Here is a 22,194-nt window from a genome sequence, read left to right on the forward strand (position 1 = left end):
CCCGCGAAGCGCGTGGCTGTCGTCGGCATCGCCGCGCTCGGCGCCGTGTCGCTGCTCGGCGGGTGCGGTTTCGAGACGCGCCAGCAGGCCGCCGCCGTCGTCAACGGCGAGGTCATCCACGAGTCCGACGTGCGTGAGACGTACGACCAGCTCAAGGCGGCCAAGCTCGACTTCGCCGAGAACATCGTCGTCACCGCCCTCGTCGCGGCGCCCCTGCTCAAGGACGTCGTCGGCAAGTCCGGCAGCTGGAAGCCCGACGAGACGTACGCATCGGTCATCTCCTCCATCCCCGACGCCACCGACACGACGAAGGAGTTCGTCGCGGCGGTCGCCCTCATCCAGTCGCAGAAGATGACGCCCGCCGACGTCGCCGCCTACCGCGCCGACCTCAAGAAGGCCGACATCAGCGTCAACCCCAAGTACGGCTCCGTCGTGCAGTCCGCCGAGGGGCCCGTCTACTTCACCATCGGTCAGCAGACGCCCAACTGGGTCAAGCCGGGCGGCAACACCGCCCCGGTCACCGCCCCGGCCACGGCCCAGTAGACCTCCGCAGCCCTCCGTCGTGACCGCCCGCGTCGTCCTGCTCGTCACGACCCCACGCATCGCCCCGGGTCTGCTGACCCGTGAGGCGTGGCAGAGCCTCGAGCGGGCGTATGCCGTGTGGGGCCGTCCCGACGAGCCGCTGGTCGCCGCGCTCGTCGAGGCCGGCATCGCGGTGCTTCCCCGCGAGGACGGTCACCCGGCCGACCTCGCGCGCGACCTCGTCACCGCCTCCGAGGCGGGTGACGTCGTGTGGGTCGGCTCCTCCGACGGTGACCCCGGCCTCAGCGACGCCGTCGCCGTCGAGGTGACCCGGCTGCCCGAGCCGCCCGAGGTCGAGCTGCTCATCGGCTCGTTCGACGTGCCCGGTGCCCGGCTGCTCGACGTCGTCGCCGTCATGGACCGGCTCCGGTCACCCGGAGGCTGCCCCTGGGACGCGAAGCAGACCCACGACTCCCTCGTGCCCTACCTCCTCGAGGAGGCGCACGAGGCCATCGAGGCCATCGAGAGCGGCGATCCATCGCACATGCAGGAGGAGCTCGGCGACCTGCTGCTGCAGATCGCGTTCCAGTCCCGCGTGGCGCAGGAGCACCCGAGCGAGCCGTTCGACATCGACGACGTCGCCGGCGGTCTCGTCGACAAGCTCGTCCGGCGACACCCGCACGTCTTCGCCGACGTCGAGGCCGACACGGCCGACGCCGTCGAGGCCAACTGGGAGTCGATCAAGGCCGACGAGAAGCAGCACCGCACCCACCCGGTCGAGGGCGTCCCGAGCTCGCTGCCGGCCCTGGCCCGGGCCGAGAAGTACGTCTCCCGCCTGCGTCGCGCGGGCCGCGAGGACCTCGTCGACGCCGCCGTCGCCGGTGGGGGGCTCGGTGCGCAGCTGCTCGACCTCGTCCGCACGGCACGGGCCGAGGGCATCGACGCGGAGGCCGCCCTCCGCCAGACCCTGCGCGCTCTGGAGGCCGCCAGCGCGGCCAGCACGCACCCGGACGCCGACTCCGACGCCGACGCAGACCTCGACGCCGACGCCGACGCCGACGCCTGAGCCGGCCGGACGGCATACGCCCTCGGGGTCGTGCCGGCCCACGCCGGACGAACGGTGAGGGCCACGTCACCGGGGTGCGGTGGCGCGGCCCTCACCGGGCAGAGGATGCGCGTCAGTAGGCGCCGCGCGAGGCGAAGACAGCGTGGATGGTCTTGGCCATGATCGACAGGTCCTGGACGATGGACCAGTTGTCGACGTAGTAGAGGTCGAGGCGCACGGTGTCCTCCCAGGACAGGTCGCTGCGTCCGGAGACCTGCCAGAGGCCGGTCACGCCGGGTCTGACGTGGAGGCGGCGCTGGACGTCGGGCACGTAGCGACGCACCTCGGCCGGTAGGGCGGGTCGGGGGCCGACGAGGCTCATGTCGCCGTTGACGACGTTGATCAGCTGGGGCAGCTCGTCGATGGAGTAGCGGCGGATGAACGCGCCGACCCGGGTGATGCGCGGGTCGGCCTGGGCCTTGAAGAGGACGCCGTCGGCGTTCTGGTTCAGGTGCGAGATGCCGGAGAGCCTGGCCTCGGCGTCGATGACCATGCTGCGGAACTTGAGGCACTCGAAGAGCTCGCCGTCGCGGCCGACGCGGGTCTGCCGGAAGAGGATCGGTCCGCCGTCCTGGAGCTTGGTGGCGATCGCGACGAGGATCATCAGGGGCGCCGCGACGAGCAGCAGGAGCGTCGCTCCGGCGAAGTCGAAGGCGCGCTTGAGGCCACGTGAGGCGCCCAGGCTCTGCGGCTGCTCGACGTGGACCAGGGGCAGTCCGCCGACCGGGCGCATCGCCATCCGCCCCGAGCTGATGTCGCTGAGGCTGGGGACGACCGCCATCTGCACGTGGTGGCCCTCGAGGTCCCACGCGATGCGGCGGAAGTCGACGGCCGAGGGGAACGCGCCCTCGGTGAAGACGACCATGTCGGCCTTCTCGGCGATGACCGACTCCGCGGTCTGCCCGGTGTTCCCGACGACCGGCACGCCGCGCGGGGTGGCCGCGGTCGGGTGCGACGAGGGCGTCAGCGCGCCGACGATGCGGTAGCCGAGCCACGTCTCGCGCTCGAGCACCGCGGCGACGTCGTCGACGTGTGAGGCCGAGCCCGAGATGAGGACCCGGGTCAGCAGGTGGCCGTGGGCGTGGGCCCGGTGCACGAGCCGGCGGGCGTACCACCGCCAGAGCAGCACGAGCGGGACCCCGATCGCGAAGATCAGCACGAAGAAGCCTCGCGAGAGGTTGAACTTCGTCAGGTAGCTGAGGATCCCGATGGCCCCGGCCGTGAGGCCGGCCGCGCTGCACACCCGGGCGTACTCGATCGTGCCGACCCCCAGGTGGCTGCTCGTGTACGTCCCGAGCGCGAGGTTGGCGACCATCCACGCGGCGACGATCCACAGGCCGACCGACTGGGCGACCTGGTTGACGTCGTTCGCGGCGTTGAAGACGTCGAGACTCGTGCGTCCGACGGCCGCCAGCGCGGTCGCCGCCGTGATGATGACCAGGTCACCACCGGCGATCCCGAGCTGCAGCAGACGCTGTCCCCGGCCCCTCTCGCTGAGCGGCTGCGTCACCGGACGCGCGCTCACATTCAGTAGAACAACCCCCGACTCGCGCATGGGTTGACCCATGACAACACCCCACCCCCGGCACCCACTGGTGCCCTATTCACGACCAGCTCCACCCCCCCGGATGGCTAGTTGTGAGTATGCCTTCTCCCGGTCAGCCTTTGGTAAGGAAGTAGTAAAAATGTTTGGTCGGAAGGACCCCGGTTTGTCCCCGTGCCCGATACGTCCCGGTCTGCCCCACGTGCCCTTCCACCTGCCCGTATGCCGGGTCGCTCCACCGGCCCGGAGACCCCACGGGCTAGGCTCGTCCCCAGCACCTGTGCTCGGTGCGCGGGGGGTTCGCAGCGCTGCGACTCGTCCGCGCCGAGCACTCCATGAGCACCCATGAGCAGCACCAGCACAGGAGAGCCAAGTGGCCAGCATTGAGGAGATTGGCGCCCGCGAGATCCTGGACTCGCGCGGCAACCCCACCGTCGAGGTCGAGATCCGTCTCGACGACGGCACGTTCGCTCGCGCGGCCGTCCCGTCGGGCGCCTCGACCGGGGCCTTCGAGGCGTCCGAGCGGCGTGACGGCGACAAGGGCCGCTACCTCGGCAAGGGCGTCGAGCAGGCCGTCGACGCGGTCATCGAGGAGATCAACCCGCGCCTCGTCGGCTTCGACGCGAGCGAGCAGCGCCTCATCGACGCTGAGATGATGGCGCTCGACGGCTCCGCCAACAAGGAGAACCTCGGCGCCAACGCGATCCTCGGCGTCTCGCTCGCCGTCGCGCACGCCGCCGCCGAGTCGGCCGGCCTGCCGCTCTTCCGCTACGTCGGTGGCCCGAACGCCCACGTGCTCCCGGTCCCGATGATGAACATCCTCAACGGTGGGTCGCACGCCGACTCCAACGTCGACATCCAGGAGTTCATGATCGCGCCCGTCGGCGCGCCCACCTTCCGCGAGGCCGTGCGCTGGGGCGCCGAGGTCTACCACGCGCTCAAGAAGGTCCTGCACGAGCGCGGTCTCGCGACCGGCCTCGGCGACGAGGGCGGCTTCGCCCCGAACCTCGAGTCCAACCGTGCCGCCCTCGACCTCATCCTCGAGGCGATCAAGGCCGCCGGCTACGAGCCGGGCCGTGACATCGCCCTCGCGCTCGACGTCGCGGCGTCCGAGTTCTTCGAGGACGGCTCCTACGCCTTCGAGGGCGCGAGCAAGTCGGCCGACGAGATGATCGCCTACTACGCCGAGCTCGTCGAGGCCTACCCGCTCGTCTCCATCGAGGACCCCCTCAACGAGGAGGACTGGGACGGCTGGAAGTCCATGACCGACCTGCTCGGCTCCAAGGTGCAGATCGTCGGCGACGACCTCTTCGTCACCAACCCCGAGCGACTCGGTCGCGGTATCTCGACCGGCACCGCCAACGCGCTGCTCGTCAAGGTCAACCAGATCGGCACGCTCACCGAGACGCTCGACGCCGTGACGCTCGCGCAGAGCAACGGCTACCGCTGCATGATGAGCCACCGTTCCGGCGAGACCGAGGACGTCACGATCGCCGACCTCGCCGTCGCCACCAACTGCGGTCAGATCAAGACCGGTGCCCCGGCCCGGTCCGAGCGCGTCGCCAAGTACAACCAGCTGCTGCGCATCGAGGAGGAGCTCGACGACGCCGCCGTCTACGCCGGCACGGGCGCCTTCCCGCGCTTCGACGCGAGCCGCTTCGGCGCCGAGGGCTGAGCTCGTGGCCGACCGCACGCCGTCCCGCCCGGGCCGCCCGTCGTCGACGGGCCGCTCGGGCGGTGGCGCGCGACCGGCCTCCCCCCGGCAGGCCCAGGCCCCGGGTGCGAAGCCCGGTCCGAAGCCCGGTCCGAAGGCCACGTCGAAGCCGGGGGCCGGTGCCGGGACGTCGGGCTCGACGTCCACCGGTCGCCCGTCCTCGGCCCGGTCGACCAGCCGTGCGGGCGCGAGCCGCTCGTCCGCCACCCGGCCGGGCCAGTCCCGTCCCGGGGCTGCGCGCGCGAGCCGTCCCGGAGCCGGCAAGGAGCGTCCGGCCCTCGCGGCCCGCCCCCGCACCCCGCAGACGGCCCCGCCGTCGGCCTCGACGGCCTGGGTGCGCGGTGCCATCCTGCTCGGCATCCTCGTGATGCTCGCCGTGACCATCGTGCCCACCCTCCGCTCGCTCGTCCAGCAGCGGGGCGACGCCGCGGCCATGCAGGACAAGGTCGCCGCCCAGCGTGACACCGTGGCCCAGCTCGAGCGCGAGGCCGCGCTGTGGAAGGACCCCGCCTACATCGAGGTCCAGGCCCGCGAACGCCTCAAGTTCGTGCGGGTCGGCGACCGCGCCTACACCGTCATCGACCCGTCGACCAACGAGGCGAGCGCTCCCGCTTCGGAGCGCCCCGTCGTCGCCGCGCCCATGGCCAACGCCGCATCGCCGTGGTACGGCAAGGTGTGGCAGTCCATCCAGATCGCCGACCGACCCACCGCCGGGGTCAACCGCCCCAAGTGACCTCGTCGTCACCCACGGCAACCCGGCGCCCCTGAGAGCCCGAGAAGTGAGTCCCGCGTGAGCGACCCCTCCCGTCCGTCCGCACCGGCCGCCGCCGGCGCCCACCACGTCGAGGTCGCCGACCTCGACGCCGTCGAGCGCCAGCTCGGTCGCCGCCCGCGCGGTGTGGCCGAGGTGGCCCACCGCTGCCCGTGCGGGGAGCCCGACGTCCTGCGCACCGAACCCCGCCTGCCCGACGGCACTCCCTTCCCGACGACGTACTACGCGACGTGCCCGCGCCTCACCGGCGCGGTGAGCACCCTCGAGACGGCCGGGGTCATGAAGGAGATGACCGAGCGGCTCGCCCACGACGAGGAGCTCGCCGCCGCCTACGCGAGGGCGCACGAGCACTACCTCGCGCAGCGGGCGGAGCTGGGAGAGGTGCCCGAGATCGACGGCATCTCGGCCGGTGGCATGCCCACCCGCGTCAAGTGCCTCCATGTCCTCGTCGGACACTCCCTGGCGGCCGGTCCGGGCGTCAACCCGCTCGGCGACGAGGCCCTCGCGATGCTCGACGACTGGTGGCTGCCGACGTCGTGCGCAGCCCTGCACGCAGCCGAGGACGCCGGCGTCGAGGGAGCCCCGGGTGAGTGACGGGCTCGTCCGCGTCGGCGCGATCGACTGCGGCACCAACTCGATCCGTCTGCTCGTCGCCGACGTCGACCCGCGGACAGGGGCGCTCACCGACGTGCTGCGCCGGATGGAGATCGTCCGCCTCGGCCACGGTGTGGACCGCACCGGTGTCATCGCCCCCGAGTCGATGGAGCGCACGCTCGCCGTCACGCGGGAGTATGCCGCCTCGTGCCGTGAGCTGGGCGCCGTGCACGTGCGCTTCGTCGCCACCTCGGCGTCCCGCGACGCGCGCAACGCCTCGGACTTCATCGAAGGTGTGCGCGCGGCCTTCGTCGAGCACTACGGCTCCGAGGTCTCGCCTGAGGTCGTCTCCGGTGACGAGGAGGCCGCACTGTCGTTCGCCGGTGCCACGGGTGGCCTGGCGGCCCAAGGTGTCTCCGGGCCTTACCTCGTCGTCGACCTCGGCGGCGGCTCGACCGAGCTCGTCCGCGGCACCGACCACGTGGAGGCCGCACGCTCGGTCGACATCGGCTGTGTCCGGATGACCGAGCGACACCTCGTGACCGACCCCGCCACCCACGTTGAGGTCGCCGCTGCCACCCGGGACATCGACGCCGCACTGGACGTCGCGGAGTCCGTCGTCCCGCTCGAGGGCGTCGCGACGCTCGTCGGTCTGGCCGGCAGCGTCACGACGATCACGGCGCACCTGCTGCGCCTGCCGGCATACGACCCCGAGCGCATCCACCTGGCCCGCTCCACCCCGGCCGACATGGTCGCCGCCTGCGACGACCTGCTGGCGATGCCGCGCGCGCGGCGCGCCGAGCTGCCCTACATGCACCCGGGACGCGTCGACGTCATCGGCGCCGGTGCGCTCGTGTGGCGCCGCATCGTCGAGCGGGTCGTCGACCGTGCAGGCGTCACCGAGGTCGTCACGTCCGAGCACGACATCCTCGACGGCATCGCCCTCAGCGCGGCCCGGCGCAGCTGACCGACGCCTGACCGGCGGGTCAGCGGCGGGGGAGCGCGGCAGCGAGGAAGGGCTCGTCGGCCTGCTCGTGCACGCGACGGCGGTTGGCGCGCAGGCGGGCCGCCATCCAGAGCGCGGCCGAGACGCCGAGCGCCCACGTGCCGTTGGAGACCGTCGCGTCGACGACGCCGTAGGTGACGAAGAAGAGTGTCACGAAGACGACAGCGCGCACGTGCTTCGCCGAGAGGCGCACCGCGGCGAGGAGCAGCCCTCCCCAGAGGAGGTACCACGGGTGGATGACCGGACCCGAGGCGCAGAGCACGAGCAGGGCTCCGGCCGTGGCGAGCACCGGGTTGCGCGGCGCGACGCGCCAGGTGATCCAGGCGATGGCGGCCAGACCCAGGAGCAGCCCGATCGTCTGGGCGATGGGGACGGGCGCCGAGGTCACGCTCTCGGGCATGCCGGCGAGCCTCAGCAGCCACTCGACGACGCTGCCGACGAACGTCGGCGGCGAGAGCATCGAGCGCAGCGACACGGGCACGGAGAGGTTGGGGATCCAGCCCCAGCCCAGACCGGAGACCGCCGTGATCGCCGTGAAGGCGGCCGCGGTGACGCCGCCGTAGACGAGGCCGTGCCGGACCATCGCCTTCAGCCGTGCAGGAGCTCCGGGCTCGAGATCGGTCTGCGCCTGCAGGGCCATGCCGACGACGCCGATGAGCGCGAGGACGGCCGTCTGCTTGTAGGCGGCGGCCGCGGCGATCGTCACGGCCGCGACGACGAACTGGCCGCGGCTCGCGAGGAGCAGGGCGAAGGTCACGAGGGCGACCATCACGGCGTCGCCGTGGCCTCCGCCGACGAAGTGCATGAGGACGAGCGGGTTGAGCACGCCGAGCCAGAGGGCGTGCCGACCACTGACGCCGTAGCGCTCGGCGAGGCGCGGCAGGGCGTAGGCGAGCAGCCCGACCGCGAGGAGCGCCGGCACGCGCATGGCCAGGGCCGAGACGTAGGCGTTCTCCGGGAAGATGCTGACGACGAGGTGCTGGACCTGCAGTGCGAGCGGACCGTAGGGCGCCGGCGTGTCGATCCACATCGGGTCGACCTGGTCGGCGAAGGGGCCGGGCACCCAGAACGGCCCCACGGCATACGGGTCCATCCCGCGCAGGACGATCTGTCCCTGCGCGGCGTAGCTGTAGGCGTCGCGGCTGAAGAGCGGCGGCGCGAGCATGATCGGCAGGCTCCAGAAGAGCCAGGCCATCGACGGGGCCTTGCGGCCGTGCACGGGGCGCATCCGCAGCCACGCGTCGACGAGCAGGGCCATGCCGACGGCGAGCAGGATCGTCGTGAGGACCCGTCCGGCGCCCGAGCCGAGCCACACGAGGCCGAAGCGCTCGATGAGCGGCGAGGCGGGCAGCTCGAAGGTGTCGGCGGGCAGGAAGGCGGGGCTGACGGAGCCGGCGGCCACGAGGGTCGTGCCGAGCGTGCCGCGCCGGACCATCGGGTCGGCCCACGTGCGCCGGAGCGCGGCGGAGAGGCGGTCACCGAAGTCGACGACGCGCGGGTCGACGACCCAGGCCGCGCGCGGCGGAGCAGCGGTCGTCGCGCCGGCGACACGATGCTCCAGCACCCGCTGCTCCTTCGTGTGGTGAGGGGTTCGCACTCGAGGTGCGGTACAGGTCGGGAAGGAGCGCATCGGAAGGGCCCCTGGACCTCGGTCTCGACGGCCAGTCTAGGCGGAGCGGGCGCGTGCGTGCCGTGCCACGCCAAGGCGTGAGCCGGGCGTTACCGAACCGTGCCGGACAGTCGACGCCCGTGACGTACCCCCGGAGGGACTCGAACCCTCACCTGTGGCGATTTTAAGTCGCCTGCCTCTGCCGATTGGGCCACGGGGGCAGGGTCCCCAGTATGCCGTCGTGCCGGGTCGCCGGGGTCACCGCGGCGCGCGTCACGATCCCGTGTCGGGCGAGCACTTCTCGCGCGCGGGAACCTTCCGGTGGGGTGCGTTCGCTTACTCTTGGGGACAGTCGCCACGCCCAGTCGCGGGTCGTGGCACCCAGTGCTTTTAGGAGCGCACTCACATGGCAGGTGGAAACCCGGTCTTCGACCGGCTCAACAAGCAGATCGAGAAGGAGCGCTACGCCGGCTTCGGCTCGCCGCAGGGCAGCCCACAGCAGGCGCAGCAGGGCACCCAGGCTGCGACGACCGGTTACGCGGGCCAGGACGCGATGACGGCGCAGCAGCTCAACGAGATGTACGCGCAGCCGCCGGCCGGCCCGGCCGACACCGGTCGCGTCACGGTCGACGACGTCGTCGTCAAGAGCATCACGCTCTTCGTCGTCACGGTCGCCGTGGCCTTCGTGTCGTGGTTCTGGACCGAGGCCAACACCGACATGACGCTGCCGTTCTGGCTCGGCGGCATGTTCGGCACGCTGATCCTCGGCTTCGTCATCGCCTTCATGAAGACGGTCTCGGTGCCGCTGCTCATGGTCTACGCCGTGCTGCAGGGTGCCTTCCTCGGCGCCTTCAGCCAGTACATCGCGGCGATCCCGGACTACGACGGCGTCGTGCAGATGGCCGTCCTCGCCACGCTCTGCGTCTTCGTGGCCATGTACGTCGGCTACGCGACCGGCTTCGTCAAGGTCAACGACAAGACGCGCCGGATGTTCTTCTTCGCGATCGTCGGCTACGGCCTCTTCTCGCTGCTGCAGGTCGTGCTCCTCATGACCGGCGTCATCGACGGCTGGGGCTTCGGCGGCAGCGGCATGCTCGGCATCGGCCTGTCGATCCTCGGCGTCGGCCTCGCGTCGTACTCCCTGGCCATCGACTTCGACTCGATCGACCGTGCGGTCCAGATGGGCGCCCCGAAGAAGTACTCGTGGCTGCTCGCCCACGGCCTCATCGTCTCGATCGTCTGGCTCTACATCGAGTTCGTCCGCCTCTTCGCGCGTCTGCGCGACTGACGCGCTCGTGACACCTCAGAGCGTGGGTTCGCCGACCCCGCACGAGGTGTCCGACGAGCTCCGGCGCGTGGTCGAGCGGTGGCACCAGCTGCCGCTCGACCACGCGCTTTCGCGTATGCCGTCCGTCCGGCCCCTCGTCCAGAGGCTCGCCGACCGGGTGGCCGGGTCCCGTGGCGTCGATGCGCAGCCGGTGCCCGACCTCGGCCCGGCCGTCGTCATGGAGCAGCTGGCCGTCATGGTCCTCGACCTCTTCCGGGCCGAGCCAGACGCTGACCCGGCCGAAGTCGCGGACGAGCTCGCCGGCATACGCCGTTCCCTCTAGTCGAGGACCTCCCCGGCCCCGAACGTCGAGTGGGCACCCTCCCGGCGGGGAGGGTGCCCACTCGACGTGGTGCCGGGGTGTGGAGCCTCAGCTGAGGCGCTCGAAGACGACGGCCATGCCCTGGCCGCCGCCGACGCACATCGTCTCGAGGCCGAACTGGCCGTCACGCTCGCGGAGCGCGTTGATGAGCGTGCCGGTGATGCGGGCTCCGGTGGCGCCGAACGGGTGGCCGATCGCGATGGCACCGCCGTTGACGTTGAGCTTGTCGTAGTCCATGCCGATCTGGTCGGCCGACCCGATGACCTGCGCGGCGAAGGCCTCGTTGATCTCGTAGAGGTCGATGTCGCCGATCGACAGTCCGGCCCGCTTGAGCGCGAGGTTCGTCGCCTCGACCGGACCGAGGCCCATGATCTCGGGGGAGAGGCCCGTCGCGGCCGTCGAGACGACGCGGGCGAGCGGCTCGAGGCCGAGCTCCTTGGCCTTGGTGTCGCTCATGATGACGAGCGCCGCGGCGCCGTCGTTGAGGGGGCAGCAGTTGCCGGCCGTGACCGTGCCTTCCTGCCGGAAGACGGGGTTGAGTCCTTGGACGGCCTCGAGGGTGACGCCGGCGCGGGGGCCGTCGTCCTTGCTCACGACGGTGCCGTCGGGCGTCGTGACCGGCGTGATCTCCCAGTCGAAGAAGCCCCGCCCGATGGCGGCCTCGGCGCGGTTCTGGCTCGTGACCCCCCACTCGTCCTGGCGCTCGCGCGAGATGCCGTAGGCCGTCGCGACGTTCTCGGCCGTCTGGCCCATCGCGATGTAGATGTCGGGGAGCAGGCCCTCCTCGCGGGGGTCGGTCCACGTCTCGTTGGTCTCGGCAATGCGCTTGGTGCGGGCCTGGGCATCGGCGAAGCGGCCGTTCTGCTGGTCCTCCTTGGCGCCACCGGCGCCGGCCCAGTCGGTGTACTGCGAGACGCACTCGACACCGGCCGAGACGAAGATGTCGCCCTCGCCGGCCTTGATCGCGTGGAAGGCCATCCGCGTCGTCTGGGCCGAGGAGGCGCAGAAGCGGTTGATCGTCGCGGCAGGGGTGGCGTCGAGGTCGAGGAGCGTGGCGACGACCTTGGCCATGTTGGAGCCGTGCCGGCCCGAGGGCTCGGCGCAGCCGAGGTAGAGGTCCTCGACGAGGCGCTTGTCGAGGGCGGGCACCTTGTCGAGCGCGGCCTGGATGACGGTCGCGGCGAGGTCGTCGGGACGGACCTCCTTGAGCGAGCCCTTGAAGGCCCGGCCGAACGGCGAGCGGGCGGTCGAGACGATGACGGCTTCGGTCACGGGGGATCTCCTGGTGCAGCATCGACGGCCCGCGCGGCGGTGCGACGGGCGACTAAGCGCTTGCTCAGTCCCCACGATGGTAGGACGTCCTCGCGCCGGTTGGACAGGCCACCGGCCATGACGTGCGTCTCGCCCACCCCACGCGAACGCTCGGTCCGCTGCGCCCCGACAGGGCGCACCGAGGACGCCTCCCGCCGAGCGGGTACGACTCCGAGGTCCGCCAGGGCGACCGCTAGGGTGGATGAGTTGTCGGCGCCTCCACGCGCCGGCCGGGTCCGGACGCTCACGCCGGACCCTCCGACGATCAGGGGGCACGCCCACCATGAAGACCTTCACGACCCGCGTCGTCGCCGTGTCCGGCGCGATCGCGATCAGCCTCGGCGCCGCCGCGTGCTCGAAGTCCGAGACGCCCGCCACCGGCTCCACCAGCTCCAGTGCGTCGACGCCCGCCGCCTCGGCGAGCTCGTCCACGTCGGCCGCCAGCGACGCCCCCGAGGCGTCGGAGATCCTCGACAAGGCCAAGACGAACGCGCTCGCAGCGACGTCGGGCGCCTTCGTCGGCCAGGTCGACCAGAGCGGCAAGACGATCAAGATCGACTTCAAGGGCACGAGCGACGGCAAGACCGCCGACATCACCATCGAACTCGAGGGCGACGGCAAGGCGCGCGTCATCTCCGTCGGCGACGCCGTCTACATCCAGGGCGACGCGACCTTCTGGAAGAAGCAGGGCGCTCCGGCGTCGGTGCAGAACGCCGGCGACAAGTTCATCAAGGCGCCGTCCTCGGCCGGGTCGATGACCCAGAGCCTCAGCCTCAACACCTTCCTCCAGAAGGCCTTCGGCGCGGTCACGCCCCAGCAGCTGGCCACCGACGTCGCGAGCGAGAACGTCGGCGGCGTGGACTGCTGGGTCCTCACCGACAAGAAGGGCAAGTCGGAGGGCGCGCTCTACGTCTCGAAGGACAAGTTCGAGGTCGTGCGCTTCACCGGCTCCAAGGCCAGCCCCGGTCAGCTCGACTTCTCGCAGTGGAACGCCGACCTCGGCATCAAGGCGCCCGACGCCAGCCAGATCATGAAGATCAGCTGACCTCGTCCACCCCTGCGAAGGGGCCGTCCGCATCAGCGGGCGGCCCCTTCGGCATGTCCCGATCAGTGCAGGACGGGGTCCTCGGCGCGGCCGCCGGGCGGCCGCTCGTCGGTGCCGGCGGTGTGGTCGGCCGAGTCCGTCCGGTCGGTGACGTCCGACGGGGCCGGGTCCAGGTCACCGAGGGCGTGTGCCGTCCCGGACGTCCCAGCATCCGGCGCGGTCGGGTCGTCGGGCACGGTGGGGCGGATGCGGTGCAGCAGCACGGCCCAGCGTCCGTGGGCTCCGCGCGCCTGGCCGCCCACCTCGGCCGGTGCCACCTCGGTGCCCGGCTGGGTCACCGCCTTGGTCGCGGCCACCGCCAGGGGCCCGACGCTCTCGCCGCGCCGCAGGTTGGGCTCGGTGGGGGCACTGCCCTCGCCGAAGAGGTCGAGCGCCGCGCTCACCGTCGGGAGCAGGGCGGCGGCGACGCGGGCGTAGCCGGCCGGGCTCGGGTGGAAGCGGTCCTTGCTGAACATGACATGGGGCTCGGCCGAGAACGCCTCGCTGAGCAGGTCGCCGATCGACACGGCGCGTCCGCCGGCCTCGACGACGGCGACGGTCTGGGCCGCTGCGAGGTCACGCGACCAGCGGCGGGCGAGCAGGCGCAGCGGCTGGGGCACGGGCTGGATGGCGCCGAGGTCGGGGCACGTGCCGACGACGACCTCGGCCCCGGCCTCCCGTAGGCCGCACACGGCCATCTCGAGGTGGCGCACGGCGATCGAACGGTCGATGCGGTGGGTCACGTCGTTGGCGCCGACCATGATGACGGCGACGTCGGGCTGGGGGACGGCCGCGAGGCCGCGCTCGAGCTGCTCGTCGAGGCCGGTCGACTCGGCGCCGATGACGGCGACGTTGGTCAGCTCGACAGGGCGGCCGCTGAAGGCGGCGATGCCGCTCGCGATCGTCGCCCCGACCGTCTGGTGGGGGTGTTCGGCGCCCATCCCGACCCCGGTCGAGTCGCCGAGCACGAGGAACCGCACCGCCGTCCCCGAGCCGGCCCCGTAGGTGCCGCTGTCGGACGGTGCGCCCTCGAAGTGCTGGCCCACGATCCTCCGGGCCATCATCGCCTCGCCGCGCAGGATGCCGTAGCCGAGGGCTCCGAGCGCGCCGAGACCGGCGACCCCCATCCCACCGCCGTAGGCGGCCGCCTGGGCGATCTTGCGCGCGCGTCGTGCACGCCCCATGCCGGACCCCCTTCCTCTGCCGTGTCGAGATGCTCGACCGGGTCCACCACGGTAACGCCCGGGCCGGACGCTCCGTGCCGCTTCGCACGTCCTGCCGGCGCGGTGGCGGGCACCCGCGTGTCTCGGACCGTGGGACGGCCCTCCTAGGATGGACGCGTGAAGTACGCAGAGAACGTCGCCGACCTCGTCGGCAATACGCCCCTGGTCAAGCTCGGTTCCGTCGTCGCGGACGCGGGGGTGAGGTGCACGGTGCTGGCGAAGGTCGAGTACTTCAACCCCGGCGGCTCGGTGAAGGACCGCATCGCCCTGCGCATGGTCGAGGCCGCCGAGCGGGACGGCCTGCTGAAGCCCGGCGGCACCATCGTCGAGCCGACGAGCGGCAACACCGGTGTCGGTCTGGCCCTCGTGGCGCAGCGCCGCGGCTACCACTGCGTGTTCGTCTGCCCCGACAAGGTGAGCCAGGACAAGCGCGACGTGCTCAAGGCCTACGGCGCCGAGGTCGTCGTCTGCCCGACGGCCGTCGAGCCCGAGCACCCCGACTCCTACTACTCCGTCTCCGACCGCCTCGTCCGCGAGATCGACGGCGCGTGGAAGCCGAACCAGTACTACAACCCCGAGGGTCCGAACAGCCACTACCTGACGACCGGACCCGAGATCTGGCGCGACACCGACGGGCGCATCACGCACTTCGTCGCGGGCGCGGGCACGGGCGGCACGATCAGCGGCACCGGCAAGTACCTCAAGGAGGTCAGCGACGGCGCCGTGCGCATCATCGCGGCCGACCCGGAGGGCTCCGTCTACTCCGGCGGCACGGGCCGCCCCTACCTCGTCGAGGGAGTCGGTGAGGACTTCTGGCCGGGCGCCTACGACCCGTCCGTCGTCGACGACGTCATCGCCGTCAGCGACGCCGACTCCTTCGAGATGACCCGTCGACTCGCCCGCGAGGAGGGCCTGCTCGTCGGTGGCTCGTGCGGCATGGCCGTCGTGGCCGCGCTGCGTGCCGCGAAGGACCTGCCCGAGGACGCCGTCATGGTCGTGCTGCTGCCCGACTCGGGCCGCGGCTACATGAGCAAGATCTTCAACGACGAGTGGATGCACTCCTACGGCTTCCTCAACGACCACACCGAGGCGACGGTCGGGTCCGTGCTCCACGGCAAGTCCGGTGACATGCCGGCCCTCGTGCACACGCACCCCAACGAGACGATCCGCGACGCCGTGCAGATCCTGCGCGAGTACGGCGTCTCGCAGATGCCGGTCGTCAAGGCCGAGCCGCCCGTCATGTCCGGCGAGGTCGCGGGCTCGGTCAGCGAGCGGGCCCTGCTCGCAGCGCTCTTCACCGGTCAGGCGCACCTCGCCGACTCCGTCGAGAAGCACATGGAGAAGGGCCTGCCCCTCGTCGGCGCCGGCTCACCCGTCTCGGCGGCCCGCAAGGAGCTCGAGGAGTCCGACGCGATCCTCGTCGTCGAGGACGGCAAGCCGATCGGTGTGCTGACCCGGGCCGACCTGCTCGGCTTCCTCGCCGACTGACCCCGTCAGCTCCCGGTCAGCTCTCGCCTGAGACGCAGTATGCCGCTGGGCTCGCTTCCACGAGAAGCGAGCCCAGCGGCATACGTACGGAGCGTGGTGTGGCTCAGGCGTTCTGCTTGGCCTTCGCCTCGGCCTTCTTGGCCTGCTTGAACTCCCGCACCTTGAGGAGGGAGTCGCCGTCGACGACGTCGGCCACCGAGCGGTAGCCGTCGAGCGCGTAGTCACCGGCGACGGCCTCCCAGCCCTCCGGCCGGACCCCGAGCTGCTTGGCGAGCAGCGCCACGAAGATCTGTGCCTTCTGCTTGCCGAAGCCCGGCAGCTCCTGGACCCGCTTGAACAGCTCCTTGCCCGTCGTCGCCTCGGTCCAGAGCCGGGTCACGTCGCCGTCGTAGCGGTCCTCGACGAGGGCGGCGAGCTCCTGCAGCCGGGCCGCCATCGAGCCGGGGAAGCGGTGGATCGCCGGGGGAGTGCTGGCCATGGCCTTGAACTCCTCGGGGTCGGCGGCGGCGATCGCGGCCGGCTCGAGGGTGCCGAAGCGGCTCAGCACCTTGTAGCCGCCGCGGAACGCGTGCTCCATGCCGTACTGCTGGTCGAGCATCATCCCGACGACGACGGCGAAGGGGTGCTCGTCGAGGACCTGGTCCGCGGCGGGTTCGTTGGCGATGTGGAAGGCCATGCAGGCATGCTCTCACGCGTCCGTCGCCTGACGGCGGGACCGGCGGGGACCGGGGGCGGCCGGGAGGGGAGGGCTACCGGGTCGGGACCCGGACCCATGACCCGGGTCCGCCGGTGACCTCTCCCGCGCCTGCGGTGAGCGCGCCGACGAGCCCGCGCACGGTGTCCCCCGTGCCGGGCTCGACCGCGACGTCGAGGACGAGCCCGGTTGCGCCCCACGTCGTCGAGGTGACGGCGCAGCCCGGGTGGCCCCGCAAGGCGTTCTCGACGCGGGGCCCGTCGGCGCTGCCCACCGTGACGACGAGCCCCTCGCGCCGCGCGTACGCCACCACCGTCGCAGCGTCGACGGCGGCGGAGACGGCGTCCCCGTACGCGCGGATCAGGCCCCCCGTGCCGAGCAGGGTGCCACCGAACCACCGGGTCACGACGGCGACGACGTCGGTCAGGCCCTGTCCGCGCAGCACGTCGAGCATCGGCGCGCCGGCCGTGCCCGACGGCTCGCCGTCGTCGTTGCTGCGCTGCGTGCCACCGTCGGTCCCCAGGACGAACGCCGTGCAGTGGTGACGCGCGTCCCGCGTGGCCGACCGCACCGACTCGACGAACGCCCGGGCGTCCTCCTCGGACGGCACCGGCGCGACGTCGCACACGAAGCGCGACCGCTTCACCTCGAGCTCGGCGGAGGCCGGGGACGCGAGGGTGAGGTAGCGACGTGGCGGGCTCAGCGGCATACCTCTCGGGCGGTGGGCGGGACGCTCCGAGTATGCCGTCGAACCGGGGAGGGCTCCCCATTGCACGGGGCGGCGCCGGCAGGTGAGGATGGGCCCGGTGTGCAGGGGTGAAGGGGAGAGATCTGTGTTCTCGAAGGGTGCTGACGTCGACGCGCTGCGCGACTCGGCGGGCCGGATGGCGTCGTTCGGCCGTGAGGTCGACGTCGTCCGCGCCCGTGGGCAGCGAGCCGTGTCGACGATGCAGCGGGCCTGGCAGGGGCCGGACCTGCAACACCTCGTCGAGCGGTGGCGGCGGGTCGAGCACGACCTCACGCGCATCAGCACGGAGTTCGACCGGCTGTCGCGACGCCTGCACGACAACGCCGACCTCCAGCACCGCTCGAGCGGCAGCTCCGTCGCCGGAGGGTCGCACCACGGCGTCGGCGGTGGAGGTGGTGCTGTGGCGCCCGCGGGCGGTCACACAGGTGGCCACGGGGAAGGTCACGGGCGTGGTCACGGGGGTCGACCCATGCTGCACGCCGCGTCCGCCGCCGCGTGGTCGCAGGTCTTCGTCGGGTGGGGCCCGGACGGCGGTCGACCGCTCGTCACGCCGGGCGTTCCGCAGCCGCTGCACGGGATGGGTTGGGGTCACTGGTTCGGCAGCCCGTCCGTCGGTGCCGGGTCGGGGCCGGTCGACGCGACGTACGGCCCGGTCCTTCCTGCCGACGTGGCAGCGGCGGCAGCGCACGGTCTCGGCCTGCCGATCCGCTGAGGACGCCCGAGCCGTCGGGAGGGCTCAGCACGGTCGGGTCGCGGCTCGCCCGGACCGTGGCCTCGCGCGGACAGCCGTGCCCGGGCTGAGAGACTGGCGCCATGCACCCGTTCGCAGTGGCCCTCGGCGGCGCCGTGGGCACGCTGCTCCGGCTGCTCCTGACGATGGGCGGCAGCGGCGCGGCCGGCTGGGACCCGCGGATCAGCGTCATCAACGTCGTCGGTGCCTTCCTGCTCGGCGTGCTCGTCCGGCTTCCCGTGCGGCCCCGACTGCGCTCGATGCTCGCCTCGGGCGGCCTCGGCTCGCTGACGTCCTTCTCAGCGCTCAGCATCGCCTTCGTCGACGGCACCCCCGGGTACGCCGTCGCGCTCGGCCTGCTGACGAGCATCGTCCTCGGGGTGGCCGCGGCGGCGCTGGGCATGTGGCTGGGTGGTCTGCTCACCGAGGGTGACAGGGAGACCGCGTGAGCGCGGTCGCGTGGTGGGGCTGGGCGCTTGCCGTGGGAGCCGGCTCGATCGGCGCCCTCCTGCGCACGTGGCTCGTGCGGACGCTGACGAAGCGTCCGCTGCCCTTCGGCGTGCTCGCCGCCAACGTCGTGGCGTCTGTGGTCGGTGGAGCCGTCGTGGCCGACCGGGTCGAGCTGGGGCCGACGTGGTCGCTCGTCCTCATCGGTGGCTTCTGCGGCGGCCTGTCGACCCTGTCGACGCTCGCGGCCGACACGGTGGAGCTGTGGCTCGAGAACCGTCGCCGTGACGCCGTCGGCAACATCGCCGTCAACGTGGCACTCGGGCTGTTCGCGGCCTGGGGCGCCTGGGCCCTCGTCAGCTGAGGTAGCGCTCGACGACGACGTCGACGAGCGCCTCGGGCGCGGGTTCGTGGGGCAGCAGGAGCGGCGGGGTGACGACGTCCGCGCCGGACCGGCCGGCGAGGTCGGCGAAGAACCCGGGTGCGAGAAGGTAGGTGGCGACGACCACGCGACGTCCCGGAACGCGTTGCGCTGCAACGGCGTCGGCGAGCTTCGGCTCGGCGGCCGACAGGTAGCCGGCTACGACGGTTCGCCCCAGACGCCGGCCGAGCGCGGCGGCGACGCGCTCGCAGTCGGCGACCGCCGAGGCCTGCGACGACCCGGCCGCACCGAGCACGACGGCGTCGTCGTCCCGCAGCCCGGCCGCCACGAGCCGGTCGCGCAGCAGGTCGGCAAGGCGGTCGTCGGGGCCGAGGGCCGGTGCGACCGTGGTGCCGGGCACTCGCTCGGCGGCCTCGGCGAGGTCGACGTAGACGTGGTAGCCGGCCGACAGGAGCAGTGGCACCAGACGGGCGGGCGCGTCGTCGTGCAGGGACGACAGCACGGCGGCAGGGTCCGGGGGCTGCACGTCGACGAACGCCGCACGGACGGTGAGGTCCGGGCGTCGCGCGGCGACCGCCGCGACGAGGCTGCCGATGGCCGACCGGCCGGCGGCGGACGACGTGCCGTGCGCCACCGCCACGAGCACGGGCGCCGGTGCGGGCACGGGGCTGGTCATGGGCTCACTCTGTCAGGTCGGCCTCAGGTCGGGTCGGAGCGTGGGTGTCGTGGGACGCGCGTCGGGACCCGGTCGGGCGACCGCACGGGACGCATACGCCCGGGTGAGTCCGCCGTTACCGGGGCATCGCGGGACGGAAACGCAGACGAAACACGCACTTCCTACCGTGGGAGCCGACGTGGACCACGAGCTGTGACGGGAGGACGCCGTGCTGATCGAGACCGACCTGACGGGACTACCCGTGCTCGTCGTGGGGCCTCCGGGCCTCACCGCCCCCGTCGTGCGTCGTCACCAGCGGGCCGGTGCCGTGGTCACGGTCGCCGCCTCGCCGGGGGACGTGACGCACGAGGTGTGCACACGTGCGCGGCTCGCGGTGCTCGTCGGGCCCGGAGCCGGGTGGGCCTCGGTCCGTGACGCGCTCGCGGGACGGTGCCCCGTCGTGACCGAGCCGGTCCCGGACGCGCCCCGGGGCCGGGTCGTCCTCGTGGGGGCGGGTCCCGGGGGTCTCGAGCTGCTGACGCTCGCCGGGATCCGCGCCCTCGCGGAGGCCGACGTCGTGCTCACCGACCGGCTCGCCGAGGTCGGTGACATCGCCCGCCTCGCCCCGGGGGCGGAGGTCGTCGACGTGGGCAAGCGGCCGGGACACCACGCGGTGCCCCAGGACGAGATCGAGCGGATCATGGTCGCGCGGGCCCTCGCCGGCCTCACGGTCGTGCGGCTCAAGGGTGGCGACCCCTACGTCTTCGGCCGGGGCGGCGAGGAGGTCGCGGCGGCCGTCGAGGCGGGGCTGCCCGTGACGGTCGTGCCCGGGGTCTCGTCGGCCGTCGGCGTGCCGGGGAGTGCCGGCATACCGGTGACCCACCGCGGTGTCAGCCACGCCTTCACCGTCGTGTCGGGCCACGTGCCGCTCGAGCCCGAGCAGGCGCGCGCGCTCGCGGGACTCGGGGGAACCGTCGTCTTCCTCATGGGGATGCACAACCTCGTCCCGCTGACGACGGCGCTGGCCCGGGCCGGACTCGCCGCAGACACCCCGGCTGCCGTCGTCGAGCGCGGCTTCACCCCGGACCAGCGCAGCATCGTCGGGACCCTCGCCACGCTGCCCGACCTCGTCACCCGGGCCGGGGCGTCGTCGCCGTCGGTCATCGTCGTCGGCGAGGTCGTGCGCCAGGCCGAGGTCTGGGCGCGTCGCGTGGGGGCCCGGGGCGCCGACGGCCTCGCGATGGACGTCGTCGCGTGAGCGAGCCGAGCGTCTCGTCCACGCGAGCAGCCGGGGTGGCGCGGCGCAGCCACCCGCCCACGGCGTGGTCGGCCGAGCTGACGGGACCCGATCCCGACGCCGTGCGTGTGGACCCCACCGGTCCGGTGCTCGACGGCTTCCGGATCGCCGTGACGTCCGACCGGCGGTCGGGAGACCTCATCGACGCCTTCGTGCGCCGCGGCGCCGAGGTGCTGCACGCGCCGGCCGTGCGCATCGCCCCTGTCGAGGAGGACGAGATCCTCATCGGTGACACGCGCGCCGTCATCGACTGCCGCCCCGACGTCGTCATCGTCACGACGGCCTACGGCTTCCGGCGCTGGATCGAGGCGGCCGATGCGGCCGGTCTCGGTGAGGACCTGGCGCGAACCCTCGACCACGCCCGCATCATCGTCCGCGGACCCAAGGCGCGGGGCGCCGTGCGGGCGGCCGGTCACGACGACGACGGCATCGCCGACGACGAGCGGACCGCGTCGACCGTCGGGCTCGCCCTCGAGGGCGGCGTCGTCGGGAGGCGGGTCGCCGTGCAGCTGCACGGCCACGAGGACGTCGAGCAGCTCGAACGGCTGCGGTCGTCCGGGGCGACGGTGCTGACCGTGGCGCCCTACCGCTGGGTGCGGCCGACCGACGAGAGCCGGCTGGGACGTCTCGTCGCGGCCGTTGCGGCCCGTGAGGTCGACGTCGTCACCTTCACGTCGGCGCCGGCCGTCGACGGACTCGTCTCTGCCGCAGCGCAGCTCGGCATGGACGGCGTGCTCGTCGATGCCCTGCGGTGCGGCGTCACGGCCGCTGCGGTGGGACCGGTGACGGCGGCGCCGCTGCTCGACCTCGGGGTCACACCGATCGTGCCCGACCGCTTCCGGATGGGCGCGCTCATCCGCACCGTCGTCGAGCACCTGACGCTCAACGGTGTCGCCGAGGTCCAGACCGCGCTGGGTCCGCTCGTCGTGCACGGGCGGGTCGTGACCTTCGGCGGCGAGACGGTGACCCTGGCCCGCGGGCCGCGGGCGATGCTCGCCGCCCTGATGTCCGAGCCGGGCGCGGTGCTGAGCCGCGAGCGGCTCCTCGACGAGCTGCCCGAGGCCGAGAACGAGCACGCGCTCGACATGGCCGTGAGCCGGCTCCGGTCGGCGCTGCCCGACCGTCACCTCGTGCAGACCGTGGTGCGACGGGGCTACCGGCTCAACGTGTAGCGGCGGCCGCCTCGGCGTCGCCGACGATCGCGGGCGCGTGGTCGGCGATCCAGTCCATGAGCGGCACCATCCGCTCGGCGAGCTCGCCGCCACGGGCGGTGAGGGTGTACTCGACGTGCGGCGGGACGACCGGCCGGGCGTCCCGGTGGACGAGCCCGTCGGCCTCGAGCATGCGCAGGGTCTGGGCGAGCATCTTCTCGCTGACGCCTTCGGCGCGACGGCGCAGCTCGCTCCACCGCAGCGGATCGCCCTCGGCGAGGGCGAGGATGACGAGCGTGCCCCACTTGCTCGTCACGTGGTCCAGCACCACGCGGCTGGGGCAGTCGGAGGCGAAGACGCCGTCGGGGAAGTGCCGACGCAGGGTGGGACTAACCGTCATGTCAGTACCTTACTTCAAAGTGGGTACTAACTTCTGGGAAGCATGCTGTCGTAGCGGTCGTTCTTGAGGG

The 22,194-nt window shown here is 72.5% G+C and carries 23 protein-coding genes and 1 tRNA gene; 15 read left to right on the forward strand and 9 right to left on the reverse strand.

What is annotated here, in order from left to right; all coding sequences use genetic code 11:
• Nucleotides 1–12 precede the first annotated feature (12 nt).
• Nucleotides 13–543 (forward strand): hypothetical protein, encoded by a 531-nt coding sequence (locus ASE25_RS16660; RefSeq protein WP_056826729.1) that lies wholly within the window; start codon nt 13–15, stop codon nt 541–543.
• 19 nt (nt 544–562) lie between these two features.
• On the forward strand, nt 563–1,588 hold the full coding sequence (locus tag ASE25_RS16665) for a MazG family protein (RefSeq protein ID WP_056826730.1): 1,026 nt from the start codon (nt 563–565) through the stop codon (nt 1,586–1,588).
• 112 nt (nt 1,589–1,700) lie between these two features.
• Here ASE25_RS16665 and ASE25_RS16670 read toward each other — a convergent pair whose 3' ends face one another.
• Nucleotides 1,701–3,137 carry a sugar transferase gene (locus tag ASE25_RS16670; protein ID WP_082619915.1) on the reverse strand — a complete coding sequence of 479 codons (1,437 nt, stop codon included), beginning with the start codon at nt 3,135–3,137 and terminating at the stop codon, nt 1,701–1,703.
• Nucleotides 3,138–3,543: 406 nt separating this feature from the next.
• On the opposite strand from ASE25_RS16670, the gene eno reads away from it, so the two are divergent.
• From eno to ASE25_RS16690, 4 genes are read left to right on the forward strand one after another with little or no spacing between them, the layout of a single operon-like run.
• On the forward strand, nt 3,544–4,845 hold the full coding sequence (gene eno, locus ASE25_RS16675; protein ID WP_020144939.1) for a phosphopyruvate hydratase: 1,302 nt from the start codon (nt 3,544–3,546) through the stop codon (nt 4,843–4,845).
• 4 nt (nt 4,846–4,849) lie between these two features.
• Nucleotides 4,850–5,617, forward strand: a complete 768-nt coding sequence (locus ASE25_RS16680; protein ID WP_056826731.1) for a septum formation initiator family protein — start codon at nt 4,850–4,852, stop codon at nt 5,615–5,617.
• A gap of 57 nt (nt 5,618–5,674) precedes the next feature.
• Nucleotides 5,675–6,250 (forward strand): DUF501 domain-containing protein, encoded by a 576-nt coding sequence (locus tag ASE25_RS16685; protein WP_056778031.1) that lies wholly within the window; start codon nt 5,675–5,677, stop codon nt 6,248–6,250.
• Nucleotides 6,243–7,217 carry a Ppx/GppA phosphatase family protein gene (locus ASE25_RS16690; protein ID WP_056826732.1) on the forward strand — a complete coding sequence of 325 codons (975 nt, stop codon included), beginning with the start codon at nt 6,243–6,245 and terminating at the stop codon, nt 7,215–7,217. Before ASE25_RS16685 ends, ASE25_RS16690 begins: the two co-directional genes overlap by 8 nt.
• 19 nt (nt 7,218–7,236) lie before the next feature.
• Here ASE25_RS16690 and mptB read toward each other — a convergent pair whose 3' ends face one another.
• Both mptB and ASE25_RS16700 read right to left on the reverse strand, forming a co-directional pair.
• Nucleotides 7,237–8,820, reverse strand: coding sequence for a polyprenol phosphomannose-dependent alpha 1,6 mannosyltransferase MptB (mptB, locus tag ASE25_RS16695; protein ID WP_056778036.1), 1,584 nt, complete (start codon nt 8,818–8,820; stop codon nt 7,237–7,239).
• A 191-nt stretch (nt 8,821–9,011) separates the two neighbouring features.
• Nucleotides 9,012–9,086 (reverse strand) — tRNA-Leu (locus ASE25_RS16700).
• A gap of 185 nt (nt 9,087–9,271) precedes the next feature.
• On the opposite strand from ASE25_RS16700, the gene ASE25_RS16705 reads away from it, so the two are divergent.
• Nucleotides 9,272–10,153: a Bax inhibitor-1/YccA family protein gene (locus ASE25_RS16705; protein ID WP_056778039.1), complete on the forward strand. Its 882-nt coding sequence runs from the start codon at nt 9,272–9,274 to the stop codon at nt 10,151–10,153.
• A 22-nt stretch (nt 10,154–10,175) separates the two neighbouring features.
• Nucleotides 10,176–10,475 carry a hypothetical protein gene (locus ASE25_RS16710; protein WP_056826733.1) on the forward strand — a complete coding sequence of 100 codons (300 nt, stop codon included), beginning with the start codon at nt 10,176–10,178 and terminating at the stop codon, nt 10,473–10,475.
• Between the two features lie 87 nt (nt 10,476–10,562).
• Here ASE25_RS16710 and ASE25_RS16715 read toward each other — a convergent pair whose 3' ends face one another.
• Nucleotides 10,563–11,786, reverse strand: a complete 1,224-nt coding sequence (locus ASE25_RS16715; RefSeq protein ID WP_056826734.1) for an acetyl-CoA C-acetyltransferase — start codon at nt 11,784–11,786, stop codon at nt 10,563–10,565.
• Between the two features lie 322 nt (nt 11,787–12,108).
• Here ASE25_RS16715 and ASE25_RS16720 point away from each other — a divergent pair, with 322 nt between their 5' ends.
• The gene (locus ASE25_RS16720) at nt 12,109–12,870 is read left to right on the forward strand and encodes a hypothetical protein (protein ID WP_056778045.1); all 762 of its coding nucleotides are present in this window, start codon (nt 12,109–12,111) and stop codon (nt 12,868–12,870) included.
• 62 nt (nt 12,871–12,932) lie between these two features.
• Here the strand turns inward: ASE25_RS16720 and ASE25_RS16725 are convergent, their stop codons facing one another.
• Entirely contained in the window at nt 12,933–14,093 is a 1,161-nt protein-coding gene (locus ASE25_RS16725; RefSeq protein ID WP_056826735.1) for an SGNH/GDSL hydrolase family protein, read from the reverse strand.
• 156 nt (nt 14,094–14,249) lie between these two features.
• Here ASE25_RS16725 and ASE25_RS16730 point away from each other — a divergent pair, with 156 nt between their 5' ends.
• The gene (locus ASE25_RS16730) at nt 14,250–15,620 is read left to right on the forward strand and encodes a cystathionine beta-synthase (protein WP_056778051.1); all 1,371 of its coding nucleotides are present in this window, start codon (nt 14,250–14,252) and stop codon (nt 15,618–15,620) included.
• Between the two features lie 103 nt (nt 15,621–15,723).
• Here the strand turns inward: ASE25_RS16730 and ASE25_RS16735 are convergent, their stop codons facing one another.
• Together ASE25_RS16735 and ASE25_RS16740 are read right to left on the reverse strand one after the other, a co-directional pair.
• A complete protein-coding gene (locus tag ASE25_RS16735; RefSeq protein WP_056826736.1) occupies nt 15,724–16,296 on the reverse strand; it encodes an HhH-GPD-type base excision DNA repair protein in 573 nt (190 codons plus the stop codon).
• A 73-nt stretch (nt 16,297–16,369) separates the two neighbouring features.
• Nucleotides 16,370–17,023 carry a YigZ family protein gene (locus ASE25_RS16740; RefSeq protein ID WP_056826737.1) on the reverse strand — a complete coding sequence of 218 codons (654 nt, stop codon included), beginning with the start codon at nt 17,021–17,023 and terminating at the stop codon, nt 16,370–16,372.
• 124 nt (nt 17,024–17,147) lie between these two features.
• Here ASE25_RS16740 and ASE25_RS16745 point away from each other — a divergent pair, with 124 nt between their 5' ends.
• The 3 genes from ASE25_RS16745 (at nt 17,148) to ASE25_RS16755 (ending at nt 18,603) form a co-directional block, all read left to right on the forward strand.
• Nucleotides 17,148–17,774 carry a WXG100 family type VII secretion target gene (locus ASE25_RS16745; protein WP_056826738.1) on the forward strand — a complete coding sequence of 209 codons (627 nt, stop codon included), beginning with the start codon at nt 17,148–17,150 and terminating at the stop codon, nt 17,772–17,774.
• 101 nt (nt 17,775–17,875) lie between these two features.
• Entirely contained in the window at nt 17,876–18,241 is a 366-nt protein-coding gene (locus ASE25_RS16750) for a CrcB family protein (RefSeq protein WP_056778059.1), read from the forward strand.
• Nucleotides 18,238–18,603 carry a CrcB family protein gene (locus ASE25_RS16755; RefSeq protein WP_056778062.1) on the forward strand — a complete coding sequence of 122 codons (366 nt, stop codon included), beginning with the start codon at nt 18,238–18,240 and terminating at the stop codon, nt 18,601–18,603. The genes ASE25_RS16750 and ASE25_RS16755 overlap by 4 nt, the downstream gene beginning before the upstream one ends.
• Here the strand turns inward: ASE25_RS16755 and ASE25_RS16760 are convergent.
• A complete protein-coding gene (locus ASE25_RS16760) occupies nt 18,596–19,297 on the reverse strand; it encodes a sirohydrochlorin chelatase (protein WP_056826739.1) in 702 nt (233 codons plus the stop codon). The genes ASE25_RS16755 and ASE25_RS16760 overlap by 8 nt on opposite strands.
• Before the next feature lie 208 nt (nt 19,298–19,505).
• Between ASE25_RS16760 and cobA the strand changes: the two genes are divergently transcribed.
• Nucleotides 19,506–20,534 carry a uroporphyrinogen-III C-methyltransferase gene (cobA, locus tag ASE25_RS16765; RefSeq protein WP_056826740.1) on the forward strand — a complete coding sequence of 343 codons (1,029 nt, stop codon included), beginning with the start codon at nt 19,506–19,508 and terminating at the stop codon, nt 20,532–20,534.
• A gap of 77 nt (nt 20,535–20,611) precedes the next feature.
• The gene (locus ASE25_RS16770) at nt 20,612–21,745 is read left to right on the forward strand and encodes a uroporphyrinogen-III synthase (protein WP_235508740.1); all 1,134 of its coding nucleotides are present in this window, start codon (nt 20,612–20,614) and stop codon (nt 21,743–21,745) included.
• Here ASE25_RS16770 and ASE25_RS16775 read toward each other — a convergent pair.
• Nucleotides 21,735–22,124, reverse strand: coding sequence for a helix-turn-helix domain-containing protein (locus tag ASE25_RS16775; RefSeq protein ID WP_056826742.1), 390 nt, complete (start codon nt 22,122–22,124; stop codon nt 21,735–21,737). The two genes, ASE25_RS16770 and ASE25_RS16775, sit on opposite strands and share 11 nt — an antisense overlap.
• Between the last annotated feature and the right edge of the window lie 70 nt (nt 22,125–22,194).

The sequence above is a fragment of the Terrabacter sp. Root85 genome (assembly GCF_001429185.1).
In the GTDB taxonomy this organism is placed as follows: Bacteria; Actinomycetota; Actinomycetes; order Actinomycetales; family Dermatophilaceae; genus Terrabacter.

What these genes read in the sequence shown, in the direction of transcription:
- ASE25_RS16705 (WP_056778039.1), top strand. Translation starts at nt 9,272, where the DNA reads ATGGCAGGTGGAAACCCGGTCTTCGACCGGCTCAACAAGCAGATCGAG.
- ASE25_RS16720 (WP_056778045.1), top strand. Translation starts at nt 12,109, where the DNA reads ATGAAGACCTTCACGACCCGCGTCGTCGCCGTGTCCGGCGCGATCGCG.
- ASE25_RS16725 (WP_056826735.1), bottom strand. Translation starts at nt 14,093, where the DNA reads ATGGGGCGTGCACGACGCGCGCGCAAGATCGCCCAGGCGGCCGCCTAC.
- ASE25_RS16735 (WP_056826736.1), bottom strand. Translation starts at nt 16,296, where the DNA reads ATGGCCTTCCACATCGCCAACGAACCCGCCGCGGACCAGGTCCTCGAC.
- ASE25_RS16740 (WP_056826737.1), bottom strand. Translation starts at nt 17,023, where the DNA reads ATGCCGCTGAGCCCGCCACGTCGCTACCTCACCCTCGCGTCCCCGGCC.
- ASE25_RS16750 (WP_056778059.1), top strand. Translation starts at nt 17,876, where the DNA reads ATGCACCCGTTCGCAGTGGCCCTCGGCGGCGCCGTGGGCACGCTGCTC.
- ASE25_RS16760 (WP_056826739.1), bottom strand. Translation starts at nt 19,297, where the DNA reads ATGACCAGCCCCGTGCCCGCACCGGCGCCCGTGCTCGTGGCGGTGGCG.
- ASE25_RS16775 (WP_056826742.1), bottom strand. Translation starts at nt 22,124, where the DNA reads ATGACGGTTAGTCCCACCCTGCGTCGGCACTTCCCCGACGGCGTCTTC.